Origin of the sequence: Sphingomonas melonis (assembly GCF_013409985.1) — a bacterium.
In the GTDB taxonomy this organism is placed as follows: domain Bacteria; phylum Pseudomonadota; class Alphaproteobacteria; order Sphingomonadales; family Sphingomonadaceae; genus Sphingomonas; species Sphingomonas melonis_A.
In genome coordinates, this window is the sequence record NZ_JACCBY010000007.1 from 110,524 (window position 1) to 134,604 (window position 24,081).

At 69.6% G+C, this 24,081-nt stretch carries 20 protein-coding genes; 7 read left to right on the plus strand and 13 right to left on the minus strand.

Features of this window, described 5'->3' with window-relative positions; all coding sequences use genetic code 11:
* The 7 genes from HD841_RS17975 to HD841_RS18005 all read right to left on the minus strand — a co-directional run bounded on the left by HD841_RS17975 (position 1) and on the right by HD841_RS18005 (position 5,998).
* Positions 1 to 447 carry a response regulator gene (locus HD841_RS17975; protein ID WP_179510264.1) on the minus strand — a complete coding sequence of 149 codons (447 nt, stop codon included), beginning with the start codon at positions 445 to 447 and terminating at the stop codon, positions 1 to 3.
* On the minus strand, positions 444 to 1,955 hold the full coding sequence (locus HD841_RS17980; RefSeq protein ID WP_179510265.1) for a sensor histidine kinase: 1,512 nt from the start codon (positions 1,953 to 1,955) through the stop codon (positions 444 to 446). The genes HD841_RS17975 and HD841_RS17980 overlap by 4 nt, the downstream gene beginning before the upstream one ends.
* A 182-nt stretch (positions 1,956 to 2,137) precedes the next feature.
* Positions 2,138 to 2,896 (minus strand): exonuclease domain-containing protein, encoded by a 759-nt coding sequence (locus HD841_RS17985; protein ID WP_218845638.1) that lies wholly within the window; start codon positions 2,894 to 2,896, stop codon positions 2,138 to 2,140.
* Positions 2,897 to 3,090: 194 nt separating this feature from the next.
* A complete protein-coding gene (locus HD841_RS17990) occupies positions 3,091 to 3,555 on the minus strand; it encodes a PH domain-containing protein (RefSeq protein ID WP_179510266.1) in 465 nt (154 codons plus the stop codon).
* Positions 3,556 to 3,585: 30 nt separating this feature from the next.
* Positions 3,586 to 4,953 carry a phosphoglucomutase/phosphomannomutase PgmG gene (gene pgmG / locus HD841_RS17995; RefSeq protein ID WP_179510267.1) on the minus strand — a complete coding sequence of 456 codons (1,368 nt, stop codon included), beginning with the start codon at positions 4,951 to 4,953 and terminating at the stop codon, positions 3,586 to 3,588.
* On the minus strand, positions 4,950 to 5,213 hold the full coding sequence (locus HD841_RS18000; protein ID WP_179510268.1) for a J domain-containing protein: 264 nt from the start codon (positions 5,211 to 5,213) through the stop codon (positions 4,950 to 4,952). Before HD841_RS18000 ends, pgmG begins: the two co-directional genes overlap by 4 nt.
* On the minus strand, positions 5,210 to 5,998 hold the full coding sequence (locus HD841_RS18005; RefSeq protein WP_179510350.1) for a division plane positioning ATPase MipZ: 789 nt from the start codon (positions 5,996 to 5,998) through the stop codon (positions 5,210 to 5,212). Before HD841_RS18005 ends, HD841_RS18000 begins: the two co-directional genes overlap by 4 nt.
* Before the next feature lie 86 nt (positions 5,999 to 6,084).
* Between HD841_RS18005 and panC the strand changes: the two genes are divergently transcribed.
* Positions 6,085 to 6,930 carry a pantoate--beta-alanine ligase gene (gene panC / locus HD841_RS18010; RefSeq protein WP_179510269.1) on the plus strand — a complete coding sequence of 282 codons (846 nt, stop codon included), beginning with the start codon at positions 6,085 to 6,087 and terminating at the stop codon, positions 6,928 to 6,930.
* 78 nt (positions 6,931 to 7,008) lie between these two features.
* Complete coding sequence (locus HD841_RS18015) at positions 7,009 to 7,305, plus strand: sel1 repeat family protein (RefSeq protein WP_179510270.1); 297 nt, start codon at positions 7,009 to 7,011, stop codon at positions 7,303 to 7,305.
* Positions 7,306 to 7,880: 575 nt separating this feature from the next.
* On the opposite strand, the gene gyrB is transcribed toward HD841_RS18015, so the two are convergent.
* Positions 7,881 to 10,406: a DNA topoisomerase (ATP-hydrolyzing) subunit B gene (gene gyrB, locus HD841_RS18020; RefSeq protein ID WP_179510271.1), complete on the minus strand. Its 2,526-nt coding sequence runs from the start codon at positions 10,404 to 10,406 to the stop codon at positions 7,881 to 7,883.
* A 234-nt stretch (positions 10,407 to 10,640) separates the two neighbouring features.
* Positions 10,641 to 11,696, minus strand: coding sequence for a DNA replication/repair protein RecF (recF, locus tag HD841_RS18025; protein WP_179510272.1), 1,056 nt, complete (start codon positions 11,694 to 11,696; stop codon positions 10,641 to 10,643).
* Between the two features lie 117 nt (positions 11,697 to 11,813).
* Here recF and HD841_RS18030 point away from each other — a divergent pair, with 117 nt between their 5' ends.
* Together HD841_RS18030 and HD841_RS18035 are read left to right on the plus strand one after the other, a co-directional pair.
* Positions 11,814 to 12,230: a response regulator gene (locus HD841_RS18030; RefSeq protein WP_179510273.1), complete on the plus strand. Its 417-nt coding sequence runs from the start codon at positions 11,814 to 11,816 to the stop codon at positions 12,228 to 12,230.
* Between the two features lie 29 nt (positions 12,231 to 12,259).
* On the plus strand, positions 12,260 to 12,736 hold the full coding sequence (locus HD841_RS18035; protein WP_179510274.1) for a hypothetical protein: 477 nt from the start codon (positions 12,260 to 12,262) through the stop codon (positions 12,734 to 12,736).
* 168 nt (positions 12,737 to 12,904) lie between these two features.
* On the opposite strand, the gene HD841_RS18040 is transcribed toward HD841_RS18035, so the two are convergent.
* A complete protein-coding gene (locus HD841_RS18040; protein ID WP_179510275.1) occupies positions 12,905 to 13,081 on the minus strand; it encodes a hypothetical protein in 177 nt (58 codons plus the stop codon).
* 110 nt (positions 13,082 to 13,191) lie between these two features.
* On the opposite strand from HD841_RS18040, the gene HD841_RS18045 reads away from it, so the two are divergent.
* Complete coding sequence (locus HD841_RS18045; RefSeq protein ID WP_179510276.1) at positions 13,192 to 15,108, plus strand: prolyl oligopeptidase family serine peptidase; 1,917 nt, start codon at positions 13,192 to 13,194, stop codon at positions 15,106 to 15,108.
* Between the two features lie 320 nt (positions 15,109 to 15,428).
* On the opposite strand, the gene HD841_RS18050 is transcribed toward HD841_RS18045, so the two are convergent.
* Positions 15,429 to 16,409: a cell wall hydrolase gene (locus tag HD841_RS18050; protein ID WP_179510277.1), complete on the minus strand. Its 981-nt coding sequence runs from the start codon at positions 16,407 to 16,409 to the stop codon at positions 15,429 to 15,431.
* Positions 16,410 to 16,793: 384 nt separating this feature from the next.
* The gene (locus tag HD841_RS18055) at positions 16,794 to 19,640 is read right to left on the minus strand and encodes a M16 family metallopeptidase (protein WP_179510278.1); all 2,847 of its coding nucleotides are present in this window, start codon (positions 19,638 to 19,640) and stop codon (positions 16,794 to 16,796) included.
* Positions 19,641 to 19,911: 271 nt separating this feature from the next.
* On the opposite strand from HD841_RS18055, the gene HD841_RS18060 reads away from it, so the two are divergent.
* Together HD841_RS18060 and HD841_RS18065 are read left to right on the plus strand one after the other, a co-directional pair.
* Complete coding sequence (locus HD841_RS18060) at positions 19,912 to 20,277, plus strand: hypothetical protein (RefSeq protein ID WP_179510279.1); 366 nt, start codon at positions 19,912 to 19,914, stop codon at positions 20,275 to 20,277.
* A 76-nt stretch (positions 20,278 to 20,353) separates the two neighbouring features.
* Positions 20,354 to 21,853 carry a PAS domain-containing protein gene (locus HD841_RS18065; RefSeq protein ID WP_257015755.1) on the plus strand — a complete coding sequence of 500 codons (1,500 nt, stop codon included), beginning with the start codon at positions 20,354 to 20,356 and terminating at the stop codon, positions 21,851 to 21,853.
* Here HD841_RS18065 and HD841_RS18070 read toward each other — a convergent pair.
* Positions 21,834 to 24,080 carry a hybrid sensor histidine kinase/response regulator gene (locus HD841_RS18070; RefSeq protein ID WP_179510280.1) on the minus strand — a complete coding sequence of 749 codons (2,247 nt, stop codon included), beginning with the start codon at positions 24,078 to 24,080 and terminating at the stop codon, positions 21,834 to 21,836. The two genes, HD841_RS18065 and HD841_RS18070, sit on opposite strands and share 20 nt — an antisense overlap.
* Between the last annotated feature and the right edge of the window lies 1 nt (position 24,081).

The following is a 24,081-nucleotide window of genomic DNA, read 5'->3' on the forward strand; positions in this document are numbered from 1 at the left end:
TCAATGGTCCTCGACCGCGGGGACCTGGATCACCGACAGGAACAGGCCGAGCTGGCGGATCGCCTGTGCGAAGCTTTCGTAATTGACCGGCTTGGTGATGTAGACGTTGCAGCCGAGATCGTAGCAGCGCTGGATCTCGATCTTGTCGTCGGTGGTGGTCAGCACGACGACGGGCGTGCGCTTGAGCGGGCTGCCCTCCGCCTTGATCTGCTGCAGGATGTCGGTGCCGCTCATGTCGGGCAGGTTGAGATCGAGCAGGATCAGCGCGGGCGCGCCCTTGGCGGGGCCGTCCTCCGCCTCGAACAGATGGTGGAGCGCCTGGGTGCCGTCGGTGAAATGCTTGATGTCGTTGAGGATGCCGGCGCGACGGATGTTCTTCTCGATCAGCCGGGCATGGCCTTCGTCGTCCTCGATCATCACGATGCCGACGGATTGATGGGCGTTCATGCTGCGCTGTCCTGACTGACGTAGGTCTTGGGAAGGTTGAGGCGGAAAGTCGACCCGCGGCCCGGTTCGCTCTCCACGTCGATCATGCCGCCGAGACGATAGGCGAGCGCCCGCACGTGCGCCAGCCCGATCCCCTCGCCGGGCTGGTCCTGCTGGCCCGAGCGGCGGAACAGGTCGAAGATGCGCTGGTGATCGCGCGGATCGATGCCGCGGCCGTTGTCGGTGACCGACAGGATCACGCGGTCGCGGCGCTGTTCGCCGGACACGGTGATGACGCCGGGGCGGCCGGGCTGAAGGTATTTGGTGGCGTTCTCGATCAGGTTCGACAGGATCTGCTCGATCGCGACGCGGTCGGTAACGATCTGCGGGATCGGCCGGCGCACGCTGAAGCTGATGCCGCGCTCGTCGAGCAGGTGGCGGATCGAGCCGGCGACGGTGTCGGCGATCGCGCCGGGATCGATCGCCTCGGGTGTGATGACGCGGCGGCCCTCGCGCGACAGCTTGAGGATCGCGTTGATCAGCCGGTCCATCTTCTGCGTCGAGGTGCGGATGAAGCCGATCGATTCGGGCAGGTCCTCGCGCACCGCGAGCCTCGCCTCCTCGCTGACGATATGCGGCGCCTCCGCCTCGGCGCGATCGACCAGCTCGCTGAGCGGCGCAGTCGCGGCGGCGAGTTCGGCGGTGAAGCCCATCACGTTGACCAGCGGCGAGCGCAGGTCGTGGCTGACGATATAGGCGAACCGCTGGATCTCTTCGTTGGCGCGGCTGAGATCGGCGGTGCGCTCGTGCACCGTCTCCTCGAGATGCTCGTTGAACTGGCGCAGCGAATCGCGCGAGCGGGCGAGGTCGCGGGTGTAGCCGAGCACGATGAGCAGCGAGGCGAGCGCGACCAGCACCAGGATCACCGCGGCGAGCGCGAGGATGACGTAGAAGATGCGCACGCTGGCGCGCTGCGCGGCGTCGCGCTCGGCGAGCAGCCGGCGCTCGGTGACCGCCATCCGTTCGAACGCGTCGCGGATCGTCGACAGGCGGCGCACGCTCGCCTCGGTGCGGAAGAGGCGGACGGCGGTGTCGGCCTGGCCCGAATCGATCAGCGCGATCGTCCGCGCCCGCTGGGTGAGCAGCGCCTGGATCTCGTCGCGCAGCAGCCGCAGCGTCGCGATCTGCTCCGGATTGTCGCGGGTCAGATGCTGGAGATAGCCGAGCGCGGTGGGGGTCGCCGCCGACCAGCGATGATAGGCATCGCGATATTCGGGATTGCCGGTCAGCAGAAAGCCGCGCCGCGACGCCTCGCCCTGTTCGATCAGGCGGCGCGCGTTGCTGACCGCCAGCTCGACCTCATAGGTGTGGTTGACCCAGCGGGTATGGTCCTCGTTCTGCCGGGTCGCCCAGGCGGCACCGAATCCCGCCGCGACCAGCGCGAGGAAGCCGAGCGCCATGAACGTGACGAGCACGCGGCCGAAACGACCCTCGGACACGACGAACGGGTTGCGGACTTTTCTGATCACGCGCGGGGCTTTACGCGAGCCGGTGTCGTTACGCCAGCGATGCTGTCGGGATGGGACGGCTGGCGATGCCGGCTACCCACCCCGTTCGCCCTGAGCCTGTCGAGGGCTTTGGGTCTCACCTGCCCTTCGACAGGCTCAGCGCGAACGGTGGGAGGCGTCTGCCTGCCTGCGGAGTGCGATGCCTACAGCAGCAATTCCTGCGTCGTCGCGCGGCCGACCGCGCCGCCGCCGCTGCGGCGGTCCATCTCGGCGTTGGCGGTGAAGCGGATGTCGGGATCACGGTCGGTCATGAAGGCCATCAGGCTCTCGTGATCGAGCTCGCTCCACGCCTTGCCGCGATGCGGGCCGTAGCGGACGCGCGGGATCAGACCCGGGGTGCGCGACCAGTCGAGCAATTGTGCGACGCTCGCCTCGTTGAGCTGGTCGCGCAGATGATGCGCGGTGACATAGGCGTCGGGGAAGGCGCGGTGGACGGGCAGGCCGCGGCTCTGGTCGAGGCCGTCGGGCTTGCGCCAGTAGCGCAGCACCTGATTGGAGAAGCTCGGCGAATCCGGCCACAGCCGCAGCGCGCATTTCCAGGTGCAGATCCATTCCTGGCCGTGGGTCAGGTTCGGCGTGCAGAATTGCTGCTCGAAATCGGCCCGGTGCGCGGCGAGCGCGACGCGGCGCGGATAGGGATCGAGCACGCGGCGCGCGACGTCGTGCCACCAGGGGGCGTCGGCGACATCCTCGTCGAGGATATGGTGGATCGCCTGGGTGATCGGCGGGATCGCGCGGCCGGGGTTGACGAGGATCGCGCCGCCTTCGCCCTCCAGCTCCCAGCGGCCGTCCTTCTGGAGCGCGACGTCCTGCCAGCCGATCTCGCACACGCCATGCGCCGGCGGCGCGCTGCCGGTGGTTTCGAGGTCGATGACGCGGATGATCTGTGGGGTCGGTCGCATTATGCCCTAAATGGGCGCTTGCAGCCGATTATGCCAGTGGGAAGGGGGAGTGCAGGTCGTTCCATCCACCCGTCACCCCGGACTGGTTCGGGGGTCCACCGGACCGCGGGAGCAACGCAGGAAGCGCTTGCCGTTCTCCTCGCCGCAGAGTGTACCCCGGACCGAGTCCGGGATGACGAGGGCGTAGGGCGGCCTCAGCGGTAATCGTCGTCGTCGATATCCATCTCACGCACCCCACGCAGGCGGCGGGCGCGGTCGACGAGTTTGCGGATGCCCTCGCGGCGTTCGCGCGCGGCGGGAATGTCGCGCAGGATGAACTGCGTGTTGCCGGTGGTGCGGTCGGTCGAGGTGATGGTGATCGTGCCGATGTCGGTGATCTGGTTGACCAGCGAATAGTCGACGCGCACGTCCTTGATCCGGTACAATTCGATCTCGTCGATCGACTTCATGACGAGGCCGCGCTTCACGATCAGCCGCTGGTCGGTGATCTCATAGGCGGCGGACAGGTTCTGCAGCCAGCGCACCGCGATCACCACCAGGCCGACGCCGATCGCGCAGGCCAGGATGGTCAGCCAGCCGGTGAAGCTGCCGAACAGCCAGCGGTTGGTGCTCGACCGGAAGCTGTCGACCGGTCGTTCGTTGCTATAGGTCCCCACCATGCGCCGACCCTATCCGGCGGCCGGCGGCTGTCAATCGCGCGTGACGCCGCACGCCGCCAGCGCCGCGTCGATCTCGGCGAGCAACGCATCGAGCCCGGCCTGATCGGCGGCTTCGGCGCGGGCGGTGAGCACGTCCTGCGTGTTCGAGGCGCGCAGCAGCCACCAGCCGCGCGGCGTCGTCACGCGGACGCCGTCGATCGCGACGACGTCCGCCCCCGCCGCCTCGAGCCGCTGGCGCACCGCGTCGATCACCGCAACCTTGCGCGCGGGATCGACGGGAAAGCGCAGGTCGGGGGTGTTGACCAATGGCGGCATGTCGTCGCGCAACTGGGTGAGCGAGCGGCCCGAGTCATGCACCGCGCCGATCAACTGCACCGCGGCGTGGAGCGCGTCGTCGAAGCCGTACCAGTCGTGCGCGAAGAAGATGTGGCCGCTCAGCTCGCCGGCAATCGGCGCGTGATGCGCGAGCATCGCCTCCTTCATCAGGCTGTGCCCGGTCGCACCCATCACCGGTGTGCCGCCGAGGTCGCGGATGCGGTCGAAGACGAATTGCGAGGATTTGACGTCGGCGACCACGGTCGCGCCGGGCACCGCGGCGAGCACCGGCGCGATCAGCAGGCTGAGCAACTGGTCGCCCCATAGCACGCGGCCGGCGCCGTCGACCGCGCCGATCCGGTCGCCGTCGCCGTCGAAGGCGATGCCGAAGTCGAGCCCCTCGGCCCGCACCAGCGCCTTGAGGTCTTCGAGATTATGCTCTTCGGTCGGGTCGGGGTGGTGGTTGGGGAAGCGGCCGTCGACCTCGGTATAGAGCAGGTGGTGCTCGCCGGGGAGGCGTGCGGTCAGCGCCGCGACCGCGGGGCCGGCGGCGCCGTTGCCGCAATCCCAGCCGATCCGATAGGCGCCGCCGCGATGGCCGGCGAGCAGCCGCGCGACATAGGCGTCGAGCACGTCGGCATCGCTGACGCTGCCGGCGCCGTCGCTCCACGCGCCTGCGGCGGCGAGGCGGGCGAGATCCTGCACGTCGACGCCGTAGAAGGAGCGATGGCCGAGGACCATCTTGAAGCCATTGTCGTCACGCGGATTGTGGCTGCCGGTGACGTGGATGCCGGCATCCACGGCAAGCGTCGCTTCGGCGAAATAGAGCATCGGCGTCGGGCCGACGCCGATCCGCACGACGTCGACGCCGCCGGCGGTGAGGCCGGCGACCAGGGCCGCCTCCAGCTCGGGCGAGGACAGGCGGCCGTCGCGGCCGACCGCGACGCGCTGGCCGCCCGCGGCGCGCACGCGCGTCGCGAAGCTGCGGCCGATCGCCACCGCATCGGGCGCGCCGAGATTGCGGCCGACGGTGCCGCGCACGTCATATTCCCGCAGGATCGCGGGCGACAGGCGATGCGTCATCCGTTGCGCCGCAGCGCGCCGAGCAGCAGGTCGCGGGCCGCGTTGATCTCGGTACTCGCCTCCGCCGAGCCGCCGCGGTCGGGATGCACGTCGGCGAGCAGGCGGCGATGCGCGGCACGGATCTCGCCCTCGTCGGCATCGGCGCGCAGGCCGAGCACCCGGCGCGCGCGCTGCATGTCGGTGAGCTTGACGCGCTTGGGCGCGGGGCGGAGATAATGCCAGGCGAGCCAGATCAGCCCGATGGCGAGCAGCCACTTCATGCGGCGAACTGCGGCGCGGCGGGCTCGGGCAGCTGCAACGCGCTCATCATCTCGCGCAATTCCTGGCGCGAGGCGACGTGGCCGAGGCCCATCGCGCCGAATTCCTTCGAATCGATCATCGTCAGCCCGGCCGGGAACAGCTCGCGATAGATCACGCGTTCGCCGAGGCCGGGAATGATGCGGAAGCCGACCCGCTTGGCGAGCTGGCCCAGAGCGTCGGAGACGCGGCGCATGTTGCGCGCCTCGATATGCTGCAGGCGGTTGCGCAGCACGACCCAGTCGATCTGCGTCCCGTCGGCGCGCGCGCGCTGCTTGCGCGCATCCCAGATCAGCTCCGAATAGAAACTGGGGCGGGTGACGTTGAACGTCTCGGGATCGACCTGGCCGATCAGGTCGAAGTCGACGAAACTGTCGTTCATCGGCGTGACCAGGGTGTTGGACAGCGCCGCGGCGGTGCGCGCGAAATAATCGTCGCGGCCGGGGGTGTCGACGATCAGGAAGTCGGCGCCCTCGGACAGCCGCTGCCACGTTTCCTCGAACACCTCTTCGCTGACCCCGTCATGCGTCGCATGGACGGGCATCGGCAGGTCGCTGCCGGTCCGCTTGATCGTCGCGGCACGGTTTTCGAGATAGCGGCCGACGGTGCGCTGGCGATGGTCGAGGTCGAAACAGGCGACCTTGGCCCCCTTGGCGGCGAGCGCGATGGCGACGTGCACCGCGGTCGTCGATTTGCCGGTGCCGCCCTTTTCGTTGGCGAAGACGATGACGTGTGGCCCTGCGGGCACGGTTCGTTCCTTATCGATGCTGGCGGGTTGCTCGGTCACGATGCTCTTCATAGAAGCCGCGCGCTCATTGTTCGAGGGATTAAACGGTGCTGACGGTTCGAGACCTGGACGGGCTGCGCGCGGCGGTGGCCGGCTATCGTGCGGATGGCGCGACGATCGCGCTCGTGCCGACGATGGGGGCGCTGCATGCGGGCCATATGGCGCTGATCGAGGCGGCGCGCCGGCCGGGAACGAAGGTGATCGCGTCGATCTTCGTCAATCCCAGGCAATTCGGCCCGAACGAGGACCTCGCCCGCTATCCGCGGCGCGAGGCGGCGGACGCGCGGCTGCTCGCCGAGGGCGGCTGCGACCTGCTGTGGCTGCCGCCGGTCGAGGTGATGTATCCGGCGGGCTTCGCGACCAATATCAGCGTCACCGGGGTCAGCGACGGCCTGGACGGCGCGGCGCGGCCGGGGCATTTCGACGGCGTCGCCACCGTCGTCACCAAATTGTTCAACCAGACCGGTGCCGACATCGCCTATTTCGGCGAGAAGGATTTCCAGCAGCTCAGCGTGATCCGTCGCGTCGTCGCCGATCTCGACATGGGGATCGAGATCGTCGGCGTGCCGACCCAGCGCGACGATGACGGGCTCGCGCTGTCCTCGCGCAACATCTATCTCGACGACGAGCAGCGCGCCAAGGCGGTGGCCCTGCCGCGCGCGCTCGGCGTGGCGGCGCGGGCGGTGGCGCGCGGCGACGATGTCGAGACCGCGCTCGCCGAGGCGCGGGCGACGCTGATCGCGGCGGGCTTCGCCGTCGATTATATCGCGCTTGCCGATGCCGAGACGCTGGCCGAGTCGCCCGCCGCGGATCGTCCGCGCCGGCTGCTCGCCGCGGCGCGGATGGGGGCGACGCGGCTGATCGACAATGTCGCGGTCGAACCAGGCGCCTGACCCGCCGGGTTGCCGCTGCGTTAACCTATTCGCAAAACGAATCGCCGATGGTGCCGTCATGACGAATGGGGGCAGACGATGGGCAAGAGTTTCACGAGCGCACAGTATCTTATAGACAGCCGGATCGCCGATGCGCGGCGCGGCCGGCCGGAGGCGCTGTTCGACCTCGGCGTGTGCTACCAGACCGGCACCGCGGGGGCGGGGGTCGATCTGATCGAGGCGCACAAATGGTTCAATCTGGCCGCGGTGGCGGGCCTCAGCGAAGCCGCCGATGCGCGCGCCGAAGTCGCCGAGGACATGACCGCGCGCGAGATCGCGCTGGCGCAGCGCCAGGCGCGCGACTGGCTGGGGATGACGCAGCGGCTGGCGGCGTGAGCACGCCTTCCGTGCGCTGAGGAACCGGTCGTAAGGGGGCGTTTCGCAGACGGTGAATCGCCGTATCCATCCTCTCCGTCAGGCTGTTGGCCGGCCACCTCCCCTGGCGGGGGAGGGCTATCGCACATGGCTGCGGTGATGAGGTTCGATCGGTTTCCTCTTCTTATCCGTCACCCCGGACTCGTTCCGGGGTCCACCGGGCAACAAGAGAACGGTATCCAATCAAGCCTTTCTCCTCGCCGCAGAGTGGACCCCGGAACAAGTCCGGGGTGACGGGGTGGAGTTGGAAGACGGCCGGGCTCACACGGACGCTCCTATCCGATCCCCCTACCATAACGGGAGGAATCAGGGGCACTCAGCGCCGACGAAGATCATCTCGACAGCCGAACCATTCTCACCCGGCGACGAGTGCAGCAAAGTCCTCCCTCGCGTAGCGGGGGAGGGGGACCGCCCGGCGCAGCCGGGTGGTGGAGGGGGCGTCTCCGCATACGACCACGTTCGCCGTATCCTCGCCGTCAGCGCCTCGCCGCGCCACAGTCCGGGGGAGGACCTACCCCCCCACGGCCCGCGGATTATCAAACGTCCAGATTGGCGACGTTCAGCGCATTGTCCTGGATGAATTCGCGGCGCGGTTCGACCACTTCGCCCATCAGCTGGGTGAAGATCACGTCGGCGGCCGAGACGTCGTCCGAGGTGACGCGCAGCATCGTGCGGTTGGACGGATCGAGCGTGGTTTCCCACAATTGGTCGGCGTTCATCTCGCCCAGACCCTTGTAGCGCTGGATCGCGAGGCCCTTGCGCCCCGCCGCGAGGATCGCGTCGAGCAATTGCGAGGGCCGTGCGACGAGGCTCTCGCCGCGGGAGACGGTGGTGGTGACGCTGCCGATCTGGCCGGCATTCTCCTCACCATCCTCGCCGCTGCCGGCGGCGGGCTCCGGCTCGGCGGCGGCGACCGAGACGCCCTTGATCGGCATCAGCTTGCCCGCGGCGACGAAGCTTTCCGCCTGTTCGGCGGCGAGGCCGTGCAGCTTGCGCGCCTCGGCGCTGGCGAGGAAGGTCGCCTCGACGATGTGATGGTCGGTGACGCCGCGCCACAGCCGCTCGAAGTGGATGCCGCCGTCCTCGGTGAGCCGCGCCGTCCAGCGCGCCTCCTCGTCGCCCGACTCGAGCCGCCGGGTGACCTCGGCGACCGTCGCCGCGCGCTGTTCGCGGGTGAAGGTCGGGTCGAGCGCACCGGCGAGCGCCAGCACCTCGATGATCACCGGATCGTAGCGGCGCGGCACGTAGCGCATCAGCGTGCGCATGCGGCGGGCATGGTCGAGCAGGCTCTTGAGGTCGGCGCCCGAACGGGTGCCGCTCGGCGCGTCGAACACCATCGTCGAGACGCCGGCATCGACCAGATATTCGTCGAGCGCGGCATCGTCCTTGAGATAGACTTCCGACCGACCCTTGGTGGCCTTGTACAGCGGCGGCTGCGCGATGAAGAGGTGACCGCGGGTGATCAGCTCGGGCATCTGCCGGTAGAAGAAGGTCAGCAGCAGCGTGCGGATATGCGCGCCGTCGACGTCGGCGTCGGTCATGATGACGATCTTGTGGTAGCGCAGCTTGTCGGCGTTGAAGTCGTCGCGGCCGATGCCGGTGCCCATCGCCTGGATCAGCGTGCCGATTTCGCGGCTGGAGATCATCCGGTCGAAGCGCGCGCGCTCGGTGTTGAGGATCTTGCCGCGCAGCGGCAGGATTGCCTGGAAATGGCGGTCGCGGCCCTGTTTGGCCGAGCCGCCGGCCGAATCGCCCTCGACGAGGAACAGTTCGGACTTGGCCGGGTCCTTCTCCTGACAGTCGGCGAGCTTGCCGGGCAGGCTGGCGATGTCCATCACGCCCTTGCGCCGGGTCAGCTCGCGCGCCTTCTTGGCGGCTTCGCGCGCGGCGGCGGCGTCGATGATCTTGCCGACGATCGCCTTGCCGTGCGCCGGATTCTCCTCGAGCCATTCGGCGAGCTTGTCGGCCATCAGCGATTCGAGCGGCTGGCGCACCTCGGACGAGACGAGCTTGTCCTTGGTCTGGCTGCTGAACTTGGGGTCGGGCAGCTTGACCGAGACGATCGCGGTCAGGCCTTCGCGCATGTCGTCGCCGGTAAGCGTCACCTTCTCCTTCTTCAGGAGGCCCGACTTTTCGGCATAATTGTTGAGCGTGCGGGTCAGCGCGGCGCGGAAGGCGGCGAGGTGGGTGCCGCCGTCGCGCTGCGGGATGTTGTTGGTGAAGGCGAGGACGTTCTCGTAATAGGAATCGTTCCATTCGAGCGCGACGTCGATGCCGACCTCGTCGCGCTGGCCGTTGATCGCGATCGGCTCGGGGAAGAGCGGCGTCTTGGCGCGGTCGAGCCATTTGACGAACGCGGCGATGCCGCCCTCGTAATAAAGCTCCACCGTCTTGGGCTCGTCGTGGCGCGCGTCGGTGAGGAACAGGCGGACGCCCGAGTTGAGGAACGCCAGCTCGCGATAGCGGTGCTCGAGCTTCTCGAAGTCGAATTCGGTGATCTTGAAGGTGGCAGGCGAGGGCAGGAAGGTGACGCGCGTCCCCTTCTGGCCGGGCGCGGCGGGGCCGACGACCTTGAGCGGCGCGACCGCATCGCCGAACGCGAAGCGCATATAATGCTCCTGGCCATCGCGCCAGATCGTGAGATCGAGAAATTCGCTCAGCGCATTGACCACCGACACACCAACGCCATGCAACCCCCCCGACACCTTGTAGGCATTGTCATCGCTGGTATTTTCGAACTTACCGCCGGCGTGGAGTTGGGTCATGATGACCTCGGCCGCCGAGACGCCCTCTTCGGGGTGGATGCCGGTCGGGATGCCGCGGCCGTTGTCGGTGACGCTGACCGAGCCGTCGGCGTTGAGCTGGATGTCGATCCGGTCGCAATGGCCGGCGAGCGCCTCGTCGATGGCATTGTCGCTGACCTCGAACACCATGTGGTGGAGGCCCGATCCGTCGTCGGTGTCGCCGATGTACATGCCCGGCCGCTTACGCACCGCGTCGAGGCCCTTCAGCACCTTGATCGAGGAGGCGCCGTATTCGTTCGCATTCTGGGGTTCTGCCATAGCGAGGATATAGGGATTGCGGGGGCGGAACGAAAGCGAAATGGGCGGGAGGAGTGGAGGGCGTCCCCCCGTGTCCGTTGCCCCCGTCTTTTCCCTTTCGTCATCCCGGCGAATGCCGGGAACCATGGTCGCGGTGTCGCTGACGGCGATGCGCATCACGGCCGTTCCGTTGCCATGGGTCCCGGCGTTCGCCGGGATGACGAATGTTGGCGGGCGGCGGCCGGTTGGGAAGCGCTACCCCAGCTCCACCCGCGTTGCATCCGCCCCGATCGCCGCGAACAGGCCGGGTTCGGTCCCGGTCATCCATACCTGGCCGTGATCCGCCAGCCGCGCGAACAGCGCCGCGCGGCGGACGGGGTCGAGATGCGCGGCGACCTCGTCGAGGAGGAGGATCGGGGCGTGGCCGGTCCGCTGCGCGACCAGCTCGGCATGGGCGAGGACGATGCCGAGCAGCAGCGCCTTCTGCTCGCCGGTCGAGGCGAGCGCCGCCGGCTGGCGCTTGCCGAGATGGGTGACGGCGAGATCGGCGCGATGCGGGCCGGCGAGCGCGCGGCCGGCGGCGGCGTCGCGCGGGCGGCCCTGGCGCAGCGCGTCGAGCAAATGCGCCGCGTCGCCGCTCCACCCCTCCAGCGCCAGCGCGGCGCGGGCGAACGGGCCGTCGGGCTGATCGGCAAGCCGTTCGCCGAGCAGCCCAACGGTGGTGCGGCGCGCGGTCTCGATCGCGCCGCCATGGTCGGCCATCTGCGTTTCGAGCGCGGTCAGCCACTCGGGGTCGGCGGGCTCGTCCGCGGCGAGCAGCCGGTTGCGCGCGCGCATCGCCGCTTCGTAGCGCGCGGCGTGATGGGCATGGGCGGGAACCAGCGCGAGCGTCAGGCGGTCAAGGAAGCGGCGGCGCTCGCCGGCGGGCTCGACGAACAAGCGGTCCATCGCCGGGGTCAGCCACAGCACCGTCAGCCATTCGGCCAGCGTGTTGGCGGTGGCGGCCGCGCCCTGGATGCGCAGCTGGCGGCGTTCCGGCGCGGACGCGAGCGCGCCGGTGGCGATCTCGACGTCGCCGCCCGCCGCGGCGAGCGTCGCGGCGATGCCGAAGCCGCCGCCGCCGCCCTGCCGCTGCATGTCGGCGAGCGCGGCGCGGCGCAGCCCGCGGCCGGGCGCGAGCAGCGACACCGCTTCGAGCACGTTGGTCTTGCCCGCGCCATTCTCGCCGGTGAGCACGACGAAGCCGGGACCCGGGGCGAGCGCCAGCGCCGCATGGTTGCGGTAATCGGTCAGGACGAGGCGCGAGAGCATCGTCGGCCCGCCTATAGCAAAGTGGCGACACGGGAAATCACCGTCGCCCCCGCCCCGCAGCCGGCGCCGCGATTGATCGCGAGGGATCGTATTGCTTCGCCAACCTGTTGCAGGACCATGAAAACCTTGAACAGCGGCGATCCGCTTGCGGGGCGGCACATCCTGATCGTCGAGGACGAGTGGCTGCTGGCCGATCATCTCGACGGGATCGTTACGGATGCCGGCGGATCGGTGATCGGCCCGTTCGCCACCGCGCAACAGGCGCTCGACGCGCTCGACCACGGCCGCCCGCGCCCCGATGCGGCGACGCTCAACGTCGTGCTGATGGATCATATGTCGTTCGATGTCGCCGACCGGCTCGGCGCGATCGGCGTGCCGTACAGCTTCCTGTCGGCCAACCGCCCCTATACGCTGCCCGAGCGGTTCCAGACGATGCCACTGCTCGCCAAGCCGTTCAGCGACGTGCAGGTGGTCGCGGCGCTGGTCGCACTGCTGACGCCGGCGGAACCCGCCCCGACCCGCACCGTTGGATGACCCGACAGCAGCAACCGGGACGCTTTGCGATGGATTATAAGAAGATCGGCTTCGGCCTCGGCGCCTTTGCGGCGGGTGCGGTGGCATGGACCGCAGCAACGGCGGCGTTCGGCCCCAAGCCGGGCGCGCGGCCGCGTCCGCTTGCCGATGACGTTCGCGACGACAGCGGCGACGATGCGGGGGCCGGCGCGGTGCCGGGCGACAGCACCACCAGCCCGATCGCGCCACGGCCGGCGACGATGGCCGCCGCGCCGGTCGGCATGGCGGAGACCGAGAAGCATTTCGAGGAGCAGCCGGGCAATCCCGCCGCCGAGCATGTGCCGACCGACCTGATGGGCGACACGCATCCCGGCAATGACAGTCGCGCGGTCGAGGCGTTCCGCCCCGATCCGACCGCGGTGCCGACCGAGGAAGAGAAAGAGGCGCTGCGCCCCGCGACCGGGCCGGCACCGACGCTGGTCGCCGATCGTGGCAGTGGCTTCAGCGAGGCTGCCGGCGCGGCATAATGGGGAGGGGCCGCTGGCTCCTTCCGTTTATCATGTGCTGAGGTGCATCCGTCTTTTACGTTGGGCTTCGCGAGAGCACTCCCACGCTTTAGGCCGTATCAACATTCAAGCTTTGGAGACATTTCTCCCCCGCCAGGGGGGAGGAACTGGGCTGAATGTGAATCCCGCTTAGTCGTTGCCGAGCAGCGACGATTTGCGCGGGATCGTCTCGCCCTGCGGCTGGCCTTTGTCGAGCGTCTCGCTGGGCCGGCGGGCATCGCCCGGGCGCTGATGCTCGGTCGAAAGATTGGGATCGCGGGTTTCCGTCGTCGGCGTGACCGAATCGGTTTGTGCTGGGTCTGTCATGGTTTAGCTCCTCTCGCCGATTCAACCCGTGGCGCGGTGTCCGCGTTCCGCTTGCGGCGCGGCGGCGAGGCGTTAAGCGTCAGGAATATTGTCTGACCGCCGGAGTCCCGATGCGCCTGATCCTCGCTGCCGCCCTGCTCGCGTCCACCTCGCCCGCCGCCGCGCAGGCGCTGCATCAATATGGCGCGCTGGCGATCGCGCCGACCGGTGACCGGATCGCCGCGGTTGAGAGCAGCGGCAACCACGGCGTGGTGACGGTGCGCGCCGTCGCGGACGGGCGGGTGCTGCGGACGATCGACCCCTGCAAGACGTGCACCTATTCGGGGCTGAGTTTCGCGCCGAATGGCGATCTCGTCTTCCTGGTGCGTGATACGGCGGCGGTGCGGCTGACCTATGCCGATGCCAAGGCGGTGCGGACCATCGCGACGATCGCCGGCATCGCGCAGACGCCGCGCGTCTCGCCCGACGGCAAGCGGATCGCGTTGCTGGTGACGCTGGGCGCCGCCAAGGAAGCGGGCGCGACGCAGGCGGGCGTGCGGATGATCGGCGAGATCGGCGAGAAGAACGACGAACAGCGGCTCGCAGTGTTCGACATCGCGGCCGCAGCCACGCCGGCGGCGACGGTGACGCCGCTGTCGCCCGCCGGCCGCTACGTCTACGAATATGACTGGACGCCGGACAGTCGCGGCTTCGTCGCGACGACGGCGCTCGGCAATGGCGACAACAATTGGTGGGTGGCGTCGCTCGACGCGATCGATGCGCGCACCGGCGCGGTGCGGCCGATCGCCAAGCTGGCGACGCAGCTCAACCAGCCGCGCGTCTCGCCGGACGGGCGGACGGTGGCCTATATCGGCGGGCTGATGAGCGACTTCGGCTCGATCGGCGGCGACGTGTTCACCGTGCCGCTGTCCGGCGGCAGCCCGCGCAACATCACCGCCGGCGCCAAGTCGACGGTGACCACGATCGACTGGACCGCCGCCGGGCTGCGCACCGTCACGCTGGCGGGCGACAGCATCCAGTTCGGCACGCTGACGCCGGGCCAGCCGGTGGCGCCGGGCTTCACCAAGCCGGCGAGCAGTGCGGCGGGCGACGGCCGCGCCGTCTTCTCCGCCGACGGCCGCGTCGCCGCGGCGGTGGTGCAGGATTACGAACATGCCCCGGCGATCTATGCCGGGCCGATTGCGGGCGGGGGCAATGGCGTGCGGCAGATCACGCACGACAACGATGCCGCGCCGGCGCTGACCACCGCGCGCAGCATCGCCTGGAAGAACGAGGGCTATGACGTGCAGGGCTGGCTGCTCGCGCCGCGCGACGCGGCGGCGGGCACGGGAAAGGCGCCGATGATCACGATGGTGCATGGCGGCCCGGCGGCGGCGTCGATGCCCGGCTATGTCTCGGCCGGGTCGACCAACGGCGCGCTGCTCAAGGCGGGCTATTACGTCTTCCTGCCCAACCCGCGCGGTAGCTTCGGCCAGGGCGAGGCGTTCACCGCCGCCAACAAGCGCGACTTCGGCGGCGGCGACCTGCGCGATATCCTCGCCGGGATCGACGCGGTCGAGCGCGTCGCGCCGGTCGACGATGCGCGGCTGGGGCTCGGCGGCTGCAGCTACGGCGGCTTCATGGCGATATGGGCCAACACCCAGACCAACCGGTTCAAGGGAATCGTCGCCGGTGCCGGCCTGTCGAACTGGGTAAGCTATTACGGCACCAACGGCATCGACCAATGGCTGCTGCCGTTCTTCGGCAAGTCGATGTACGACGACATCAAGGCCTATGAGGACGTGTCGGCGGTCTATCAGGCGAAGAAGGCGAAGACACCGACCTTCATCTACGTCGGCGAGCGCGACATCGAGGTGCCGCCGACCCAGTCGATCGAATGGTGGCATGCGCTGAAGGACCGCGGCGTGCCGGTGAGCCTGGTGATCTATCCCGACGCCGGCCATTGCGTGAGCGCGCCCGATCAGGCGAGCGACGTGCGGGCGCGGTCGATCGCGTGGTTCGACACATATGTGAAAGGCGCGAAATAGGGGCGGCTTTTCCTGGCACCATCGTCCCCCCGCGCGGTGTCGTCCCCCACGTGCCGTTCCTACGCCCGCGTCTGGCATCCCCGCGCAGGCGGGGATCCATAGACGCTGAGGTAGCGCTTCCCTCGACCTTGGGAATTTGGATCACCACCGGCGCGGGGATGACGGTCGAGGGGAGCGGTTCTCCTCCATCATCGCCGTCATCCCGGCGGAAGCCGGGACCCATGGACCCGGGCGGCTGGTGGTCGGCACAACAACGGTGTTCACCGTGACCATGGGTCCCGGCCTTCGCCGGGATGACGAAGAGAGCGGCGCACGGGCGGCTAGAACAGCGGCTTGCCCGAGTCCTTCCACTTGTCGAGCACGGTCGCGGCGGGCGGCAGCATGTCCGGCGTCGGGCTGGCGGCGGGCTGCGGCGTCTCGGGCGTCCCGGGTGCCACCGGCAGCGGCGCGGCGGCGGCGATCAGCTCGGGGGGCGGGGCGACCGGCGGGGCGGTGAGGCGCAGATGCGGGCCGGGCACCGGCTCGCCGCCGCGATAGCTTCGGGCAAACGCGGCACGGGTGCCCCAGAAGCCCTTCCAGCGGTGGAACAGGTGCGCGCCGACGACGTCGGTCATCACCATCGCCCGGTTCCACGCCGGCGTCACCGCATAGGTGTGGTAATGCGTCGCGAGGCCGACCGGCGCATAGACATAGCCGGCGAGCGCCATCGCCGCATGCCGCGCCGCGCGCGACCAGGCGGCGCGCGTCGGCACCCGCGCCATCGCCCCGTCGCAGGCGAAGCTGAACTGGCAGCCGGCGTGCTCCGATCCCTGATAGACGACGCCGCACACCGTCGCGGGAAACGCGGCGTGGCGCGCCCGGTTGAGGATCACCTGCGCCACCGCGGACTGGCCGGCGTCGGATTCGGAGGCGGCTTCGTAATAGATTGCCGCGGTCAGGCATTCGAGCGCGCGCGCCCGGTCGAGGCTGATCGCCGCCGTGGTGGAGAAAGGCGCGGCGACGCTGCCGCCGTCGCGCAGCGCCGCGGCGAGCGCGGCGGCAGAAACGGGGAGCGCGGGCAGGGCGGTGGTGCCGGTGACGCCCTCCGCCGGTGCTGCGGTCTCGCCGGCGGCGGGCACGGTGGCGACGGCGTAGAGCAGCGCGGCACCGGGAAAATGATCCTCCGCCTCATAGCCGGCGGGGGCGGGCAGCGGCGGCGGCGTGACACGATGCGCGGCGACCGCGCGCCACGCCGCCTGCGCCGCGAGCAGCACGGCGATCGCGAGGCCGAGCGCGACCAGGGCCGCCCACAGGCGCGTCATCGTCCGGATCGTCCGCATCGGCAGCTGCATTACGGGCCAATAGCTTACATAGGGTTTCGCGTCTGTGGCGCGCGTGTTCGCGAGCGGACCGGGCGGGCAAGCGGACCGACGTGAAAGACTCCGGTGAGGTTCGATCGATCGCCCCACAGAAATCCGTCACCCCGGACTAGTTCCGGGGTCCACCCCGCGGCGGGGAGAACCGCTTGAGCGTCCTGCCGCTCCCCTGCGGCCCGGTGGACCCCGGAACAAGGCCGGGGTGACGGGGACGCGCATGACCGACGCAATCCGTTATGTCCGATCGGGTCGGTGCTTGCGCCCGGCGACCTTTGGCCTCGACGTGCCGCCTTTTGCGATGGCGTCGAGCGGCGGTCCGGCTGCCGGCCGCTATTTCAACGTCGGGCTGTCGAGGTTCAGTTGCGCCTCGGTCAGCGTTTCCGTGTCGGGGCGCGCGGCCTTGAGCGGGGTGATGAACTGCTTGGCGTCGCCGACGATTGCGACGCTCGCCGCTTTGGGGTCGAGCAATGCGGCGGCGGCGGACTGGACCGCGGCGGGGGTCACCGCCTCGACCTTGCTGGTATAGCTCTGCAATTCGGTGAGCGGCACGGCGTCGAGGACATATTCGCCGAGGATGCCAGCGATGCCGCCGGTCGTCTCGACGGTGCGGCCGAAATTGCCGACCAGCACCGCCTTGCGCGTCGCCAGTTCCGCCTCGGGCACCGGCGCCGCGCCCATCCGCGCCATCTCGGCGGTGATCAGCGTCACCACCTCCGCCGCGGTCGGGTTCTTGGTCTGGGTGCGCGCCGCGAAGCTGCCGATGGTCCGCGCCGCGTCGACGCCGCTCGATGCGCCATAAGCGAGACCGCGCTTGATCCGCACCTCCTGGTTGAGCCGTGACGAGAAGCCGCCGCCGAGCACGGTATTGGCGACCGCCAGCGGATAATATCGCGCGTCGGCGCGCGCGATCACCGGGCGTTCGACGACGACGCCGGCCTGGCCCGCACCGGGCATGTCGACGACGATGGTGCGCGGTGCGGGGAAGGCGGCGACCGGCGCGGCGACCGGGGCGGCAGTGGTCGGCGCACGCCACTGGCCGAGCTGCGCCTCGGCGAGCGCCTTGGCCTGTGCCGGCGTGACGTCGCCGACGAGGATCAGCGTCGCCTGATCGGGGCGCCAGGTGCGTGCATAAGCGGCGGTGACGTCGCCGCGGGTGATCGCCTTGAGCGAGGCGGGGGTGCCGCCGCCGGGCGCACCGAACGGCGAGGCGCCGAAGGCGGCGCGATCGGCGACCATCGCGGCGAGCTGCGCCGGGTTCTTGAAGGCGACGGTGATCGCATCGACCTGCTGCGCGCGGGCGCGTTCGAGTTCGTCGGGCGCGAACACCGGATGCGTCGCGACATCGGCGAGGATGGTCATCGCCGGGGCGAGCTGGTCCGACTTGACGGTCACCGAGACGGTGCCGCCCTCGTTGTCCGAGCCGGCGCCGATCGATCCGCCGAGGCTTTCGACCTGACGCGCGATCTCGGTCGCCGAGCGGGTGATCGTGCCCTTGGTCATCAGGCTGGCGGCGAGGCTGCTGACCCCCGAGCGGCCGGCCGGATCGAGCGCCTGGCCGCCGCTGGCGACGAGATAGGCGGTGGCGATCGGCAGGTCGTGGCGCGCGACGGTGATGACGCGCAGGCCGTTGGCGAGACGCGTCTCGACCGGCTGCGGCAGGTCCGCCTTGACTGGCGCGGCGGGCGCGGGGGGCTGGACGCGCTGCCCCTCGGGTGCCGGGGTGACCACCGCGATCTGCGCCGGCGGGGTGAGCGGCGCGGTCTGCACGGTCGGGGCGACGGCGATCGTGTCGCCGGCCTTCCCGGCGGGCTTGGCGGTGTCGGGCAGGTAGCGGATCGTCGCCGACTGGTTCTCGCCGAGGTACTTGCGCGCGACGCGCTGGACGTCGGCGGCGCTGACCTGCGCGATCGCGGCGAGCTGACGGTCGGCAGCGCGGGGATCGCCGTCGATGATCACCGACGAGGCGAGGATGCGCGCCTTGCCCTCGGCGGTCTCGCGGCTCTTGATCGCGGCGGTGAGGATCTCGTTCTTCGCCTCGGCGAGTTCTGCGGCGCTGACCGGTGCATCGCGGAAGCGCGCGATCTCGCGCTTGAGCGCCGCCTCGCCCTGGTCGACCGTCTTGCCGCCGGCGAGGATCGCATAGGCGATGAGGTTGCCGGTGCCCTGCTTGCTGTCGAGGAAGGATGAGGCGTCCTGCGCGAGCTGGTCGCGATAGACGAGGCTTTCGTACATCCGGCTGCTCTCGCCGGTCGACAGGATGGTGTTGAGCACGGTCAGCGCCGGAATGTCGGCGTCGCGATCGGCGGGGACGTGCCAGCTCATCATCACCGCGGGCAGCGGCGTATTGGGTTCGTAGACGGTGTAGCCGACCGCCTTGGTGCGCGGCGGTTCCTGTACGGTGACGCGCGGGATCGGCGTCGACGGCCTGGCGATCTTGCTGAAATACTGGTCGACCCAGGCGTCGAGCTGCGCCGGGTCGAAATTGCCCGCGACGACGAGGATCGCATTGTCGGGGCGGTAATACGTGGCGTGGAAAGCGCGGACGTCGTCGATCGATGCGGCTTCCAGATTCTCGATGCTGCCGATCGTCGAGCGCGCATAGGGATGCGCGGTATAGGCGGCGGCCGACAGATAGGTGGAGAACAGCTTGCCATAGGGCCGCGCGAGCGTCGACTGGCGCAATTCCTCCTTCACCACGTCGCGCTCGGAGGCAAAGCTCTTCGGCTCGACGACGAGGCTCGCCATGCGATCGGCCTCGGCGAACAGCAGGCGTTGCAGGTGGTTGGCGGGGACCACCTCATAGTAATTGGTGAAATCGTCGTTGGTCGAGGCGTTGTTATAGCCGCCGACATCCTCGGTCAGCCGATCCATCTGTTCGGAGACGAGGTTGCGCGTCGCCTTGAACATGAGGTGTTCGAACATGTGCGCGAAGCCCGACCGGCCGCGCGGATCGTCCTTCGAGCCGACATCGTACCAGACCTGTATCGCGACGTTGGGCGTGCCGGTGTCATGCAGCGCATAGACGCGCAGCCCGTTGGCCAGCGTCCGCTCGGTAAAGGCGATCGGCTTGACCGTCGCGGTGTTGGCGCGGGGGGCGGCGGGCTTGGCGGTCTGGGCAGTCGCGGCGAGGGGCAGGAGCGCGGCCCCGAGCAACAGGGCGGCACGAACGAGGCGCATGGATCAGGGCTCCGGCTGGGCAGATGGGATGGCGGCGAGTTGAACCCGAGGCAGGGCCGGTGTCAATCGCACGACGGGCGGCCGCCCGGCGCGGGTGATGACGCCGGGCGGCCGGCGCGCGCGCCTCCGAATGGGCCAAAAGCACCATGGCCTAGTGCAGGAATACCGGCCGAAATGGCGGAAATCGCGCCTCTTTTCGGTCGACTTGGCGGCGGTGATCCGGGACAATCAGGCGGCCGACACAAAGGTGCGGCGACAGGGGGATAGCGCCATGACCGATCGTTTCATCTACCGCCGGTCGATGCATGTCGGCGGTCTTGCGCTGCTGGTCGCCGGCTGCGTCAGCCCCTCCGCGCAGATCGCCACCGCGATGACCGGTTACGGATTCGCGCCGGCCCAGTCGCAATGTGTCGGCGAGCGGATCACGGCCAACCTGTCGCTCAGCCAGTTGCAGCAGCTCGGCCGGGCGGCACGCGCGGCACGGCAGGGTGGCACCAGTCCGGGACGGCTCACGGTCGGCGACTTCCTGCGCGTCGCCGGCGAGGTCAAGGACCCCAAGGTGGCGCTGGAGGTCGGCAAGGCGGCGGCGGGGTGCGGCGTCCTCGCCGATGCGGTACGCGGCACGCCGCCGCTCTGACCCCGGCGACAAAGCCCCATCCTGGAGCTTTCCCGATATTGCTGGAAAGCTTATCATAAGATAGCGCGGACCCCGCTTGGATCGTTTCTCTTCCTCTCCCGACGCAGGCGCGCCGGACGTCACTGCCCCGGCCGTGCGGCAGTCGATCCATGCCTTCGCGCAACGGCTCGCCGCCGCCGATCCGGTGGTCGTCGGTTTCCGCGATGCGACGCTGCCGATGGCGGTCAGCGACCCGACGTTGCCCGACGATCCCATCATCTACGTCAATGCCGCATTCGAGCGGCTGACCGGCTATGCCGCCGAGGCGGTGATCGGCCGCAACTGCCGCTTCCTGCAGGGGCCGGACACCGACCCGGCCGATGTCGCGCGGCTGCGCGAGGCGATCGCGGCGCGGCGGCGGATCGAGATCGACCTGCTCAACCACCGCCGCGACGGCAGCGCCTTCTGGAACCGGCTGACGGTCGCGCCGGTGTTCGGCGACGACGGTGCGCTGGCCTATTTCGTCGCGTCGCAGACCGACGTGACGCTGGAACGCGACCAGCTGGTCCAGCTGCGCGAGGATCGCGACGCGCTGAAGGTCGAGGTCGCGGTGCAGGAGGCGGCGCTGGCCGAGCGCGAGTTGCAGCTGCAGCTCGCGTTGCGCGCCGGCGGGCTGGGCTATTGGAGCTTCGACATCGCGACGCAGGCGCTGGAGGCGTCGCCCGGGTGCAAGGCGATCTTCGGCCGCACACCCGAAGAGCCGCTGACCTTTGCCGATTTCACCCGCGCTGTGCATCCCGACGACATGGCGACGGTCGCGGCGGCGATCGAGGCGACGATCGCCGGCCAGGTGGAATGCGCGCAGGACTATCGCATCATCACCCCGGCCGGCGAGCTGCGCTGGGTGCAGACGCGTGGCGAGGTGATGCGCCGTGCGGGCGCCGCTGCGGCGACGATGATCGGCTTTTCGACCGATATCACCGCGCGCAAGTTCGCCGAGGAGCATCGCGCCGTGCTCGCGCAGGAACTGACGCATCGCGTCAAGAACACGCTGGCGACGGTCGGCGCGGTGGTCAGCCAGACGCTGCGCAACGCCGGCTCGATCGCCGAGGCGCAGGATGCGATCGCCGGGCGGATCGCCAGCCTCGGCGCGGCGCACGATCTGCTGGTCCGCGACGAGGTGGAGGGCGCGGCGCTCGGCGAGGTGGCCGAACGCGTGCTGATGCCGTTCATGGACCGCGCCGGCAGCGTCTTCTCGATCGACGGGCCGGAGGTGCGGCTGTCGCCGGCGGTGACGCTGGCGATGTCGATGGCGCTGCACGAACTGGCGACCAATGCCGCCAAATATGGCGCGCTGTCGGTGGCGGGCGGGCATGTCGCGGTGCGCTGGCAATATGGCGGCGGCGGTGATGGCGACGACGCGCATCGCGTCCGGTTCTCGTGGGTGGAGAGCGGCGGCCCGCCCGTGGTGCCGCCGACCCGCACCGGCTTCGGCACGCGCATGATCTCGCGCGTGCTGGCGCAGCGTGTGCGCGGGCGCGCGTCGATCGACTATCCGACCGAGGGCGTGCGGTTCGTCATCGATGCGGTGATCTGAGCGGCGGGCCGTCGGCAGGGCGATCCGCGCGGAGCGGGGCGACGCGCTCGAAGACGGCGCTGAGCGCGTCGATCGAATAGGGTTTGTGGAGCAGCTCGAACGCACCCGCGCCCTCTTTGGACAGGATCTCGCTATAGCCGCTGGTCAGGATCACCGGCAGCGCCGGCAGCCGGCCGCGGATCAGCTGCGCCAGTTCGATGCCGTTCATGCCGGGCATCATCACGTCGGAGAAGACGACGTCGAAGCCGTCGCCGTCGAATTCCAGCCGGCCGAGCGCCTCCTTGGCGTTGCGCGCGAGCACGATGTCGTGGCCGAGGTCGGTGAGCGCGGTGGTGGCGAAGGTGCCGACCTCCGGATTGTCCTCGACGACCAGGATGCGCAGCGCCGCGCCGGCGGTGCCGGTGGCCGGCGCGGGCATGGCCTCCGCCGCAGTGGCGTCGCGCTCGCGCGGCAGGAAGAGCGTGAAGGTCGCGCCCTCGCCGAGCCGACTGGTAACGAGCACGTCGCCGCCCGATTGCTTGGCGAAGCCGAACACCTGCGACAGGCCAAGGCCGGTGCCATGGCCGACCCCCTTCGACGTGAAGAAGGGTTCGAAGATGCGGTCGAGATGCTCGGGCGGGATGCCGGTGCCGGTATCGGTGATCGCCACCTTGAGGAAGTCGCCGTCGCGTGCGGCATGGCCGCGCACCGGCGGGATACGGTCGCAGGTGCCGACCGCGATCGTCAGCCGGCCCTCCTGACCCATCGCGTCGCGCGCGTTGACCGCCATGTTGACGATCGCGGTCTCGAACTGGCTGACGTCGGCATGGGCGAAACAGGCGGTGTCGGGCAAATCGAGATCGACCTCGATCAGCGCGCCGGCGAGCATCTCCATCATGTCGGTCAGCCCGCGGATCGTGTCGCCGACATCGAACACCTGCGGGGTGAGCGACGAGCGGCGGGCGAAGGCGAGCAGCTGACCGGTCAGCTTGCTGGCGCGATCGGCGGTCTGGGCGATCGCCTCGATATAGCGGTCACGCCGGTCCTCGTTGAGCCCCGGCCGCCGCAGCAGATCGGCAGAGCCGCGGATCACGGTGAGCAGGTTGTTGAAATCGTGTGCAATGCCACCGGTGAGCTGACCCAGCGTCTCCATCTTCTGCGCCTGGCGGAGGGCGTCATGGGCGCGGGTCAGCGCCTCGCTGCGTTCGGCGACGCGGCGTTCGAGCGTGTCGTTGACCTCCTGCACCGCGGCGAACAGCCGGGCATTGTCGATCGCGATCGCCGCCTGTGCGGCGATGCCGACCAGCAGCCGTTCGTGGCGGACGTGGAAGCGGCCGGGCTCGGGGTGGCCGAACAGCAGCCCGCCGAGCACCTCGCCCGAGCGCGAGACGACCGGCGCCGCGAGATAGCTGCGCACCGGCAGATGCCCCGCGGGCAGGCCGACATGCGGCGCGTTGTGCCCGTAGCGCGGGTCGCGGCAGATATCGTCGGAGCGCAGCACGCCTTCGTTACGGAAGGTCGGCGCGAACACCGCGGTCGGTCGCGGTTTGCCCAGCCCCTCGAACTCGGCGCGGCTGGCGCCGGACAGCGTGAAGAGGTGGAGGCGCTCGCCGCTGTCGTCCATCTCATTGTGGAAATAGGCGCCATAGGCGGCGCCGGTCAGCGTCACGCCGGCATCGGTCACCATCTGCACGAGCGGTTCGAGATCGAGTTCGGCGGCGAGCGCGGCGCCGATCCGGTTGAGCGTTTCGAGGCTGTGCGTCTCGGCGACGAGTTCCTGCTCCATCGTCACCGCCTGCGTCACCTCGATGACGACGGCGAGGACGCCGGCGGGCGTCCCGGCAGGATCGCGCACCGGCGCATAGGTCAGGTTGAAGAACGCCTGCGCCGGGAAGCCGTCGCGGTGGAGCGTGACCTCCTGACGCGAAAAGGTGAGGTGTTCGCCGGCCAGCCCCGCGCGCAGCACGCCGCGGTTGAAGTCGGCGGCCTCAGGCCATGCCTCGACCACCGGCAGGCCGAGGATCGCGGGATGGTAGCGGCCGGCGATCGTCGCATAATGATCGTTGTAGATCAGCAGCCCGTGCTCGCCCCACAGCAGCGCCATCGGCAGCGGCGATTGCAGCACGACATCGGTGACGACGTGGAGGTGCGGCGGCCAGCCGTCGCGCGGCCCCAGCGGCGAAGCGGCCCAGTCGTGCCCGGCGATCAATGCCGCCATCTCGCCGCCACGACTGGGGAAATCCGTCAAT

Excerpts from the sequence above, each read along its gene's own strand:
- HD841_RS18015 (WP_179510270.1), top strand. The coding sequence starts at position 7,009 with ATGGGCAAGAGTTTCACGAGCGCACAGTATCTTATAGACAGCCGGATC.
- HD841_RS18030 (WP_179510273.1), top strand. The coding sequence starts at position 11,814 with ATGAAAACCTTGAACAGCGGCGATCCGCTTGCGGGGCGGCACATCCTG.
- HD841_RS18045 (WP_179510276.1), top strand. The coding sequence starts at position 13,192 with ATGCGCCTGATCCTCGCTGCCGCCCTGCTCGCGTCCACCTCGCCCGCC.
- HD841_RS18040 (WP_179510275.1), bottom strand. The coding sequence starts at position 13,081 with ATGACAGACCCAGCACAAACCGATTCGGTCACGCCGACGACGGAAACC.
- HD841_RS17990 (WP_179510266.1), bottom strand. The coding sequence starts at position 3,555 with ATGGTGGGGACCTATAGCAACGAACGACCGGTCGACAGCTTCCGGTCG.
- HD841_RS18050 (WP_179510277.1), bottom strand. The coding sequence starts at position 16,409 with ATGACGCGCCTGTGGGCGGCCCTGGTCGCGCTCGGCCTCGCGATCGCC.
- HD841_RS18035 (WP_179510274.1), top strand. The coding sequence starts at position 12,260 with ATGGATTATAAGAAGATCGGCTTCGGCCTCGGCGCCTTTGCGGCGGGT.
- recF (WP_179510272.1), bottom strand. The coding sequence starts at position 11,696 with ATGCTCTCGCGCCTCGTCCTGACCGATTACCGCAACCATGCGGCGCTG.
- pgmG (WP_179510267.1), bottom strand. The coding sequence starts at position 4,953 with ATGACGCATCGCCTGTCGCCCGCGATCCTGCGGGAATATGACGTGCGC.
- gyrB (WP_179510271.1), bottom strand. The coding sequence starts at position 10,406 with ATGGCAGAACCCCAGAATGCGAACGAATACGGCGCCTCCTCGATCAAG.
- HD841_RS18055 (WP_179510278.1), bottom strand. The coding sequence starts at position 19,640 with ATGCGCCTCGTTCGTGCCGCCCTGTTGCTCGGGGCCGCGCTCCTGCCC.
- HD841_RS17975 (WP_179510264.1), bottom strand. The coding sequence starts at position 447 with ATGAACGCCCATCAATCCGTCGGCATCGTGATGATCGAGGACGACGAA.
- HD841_RS17985 (WP_218845638.1), bottom strand. The coding sequence starts at position 2,896 with ATGCGACCGACCCCACAGATCATCCGCGTCATCGACCTCGAAACCACC.
- HD841_RS18000 (WP_179510268.1), bottom strand. The coding sequence starts at position 5,213 with ATGAAGTGGCTGCTCGCCATCGGGCTGATCTGGCTCGCCTGGCATTAT.
- HD841_RS18060 (WP_179510279.1), top strand. The coding sequence starts at position 19,912 with ATGACCGATCGTTTCATCTACCGCCGGTCGATGCATGTCGGCGGTCTT.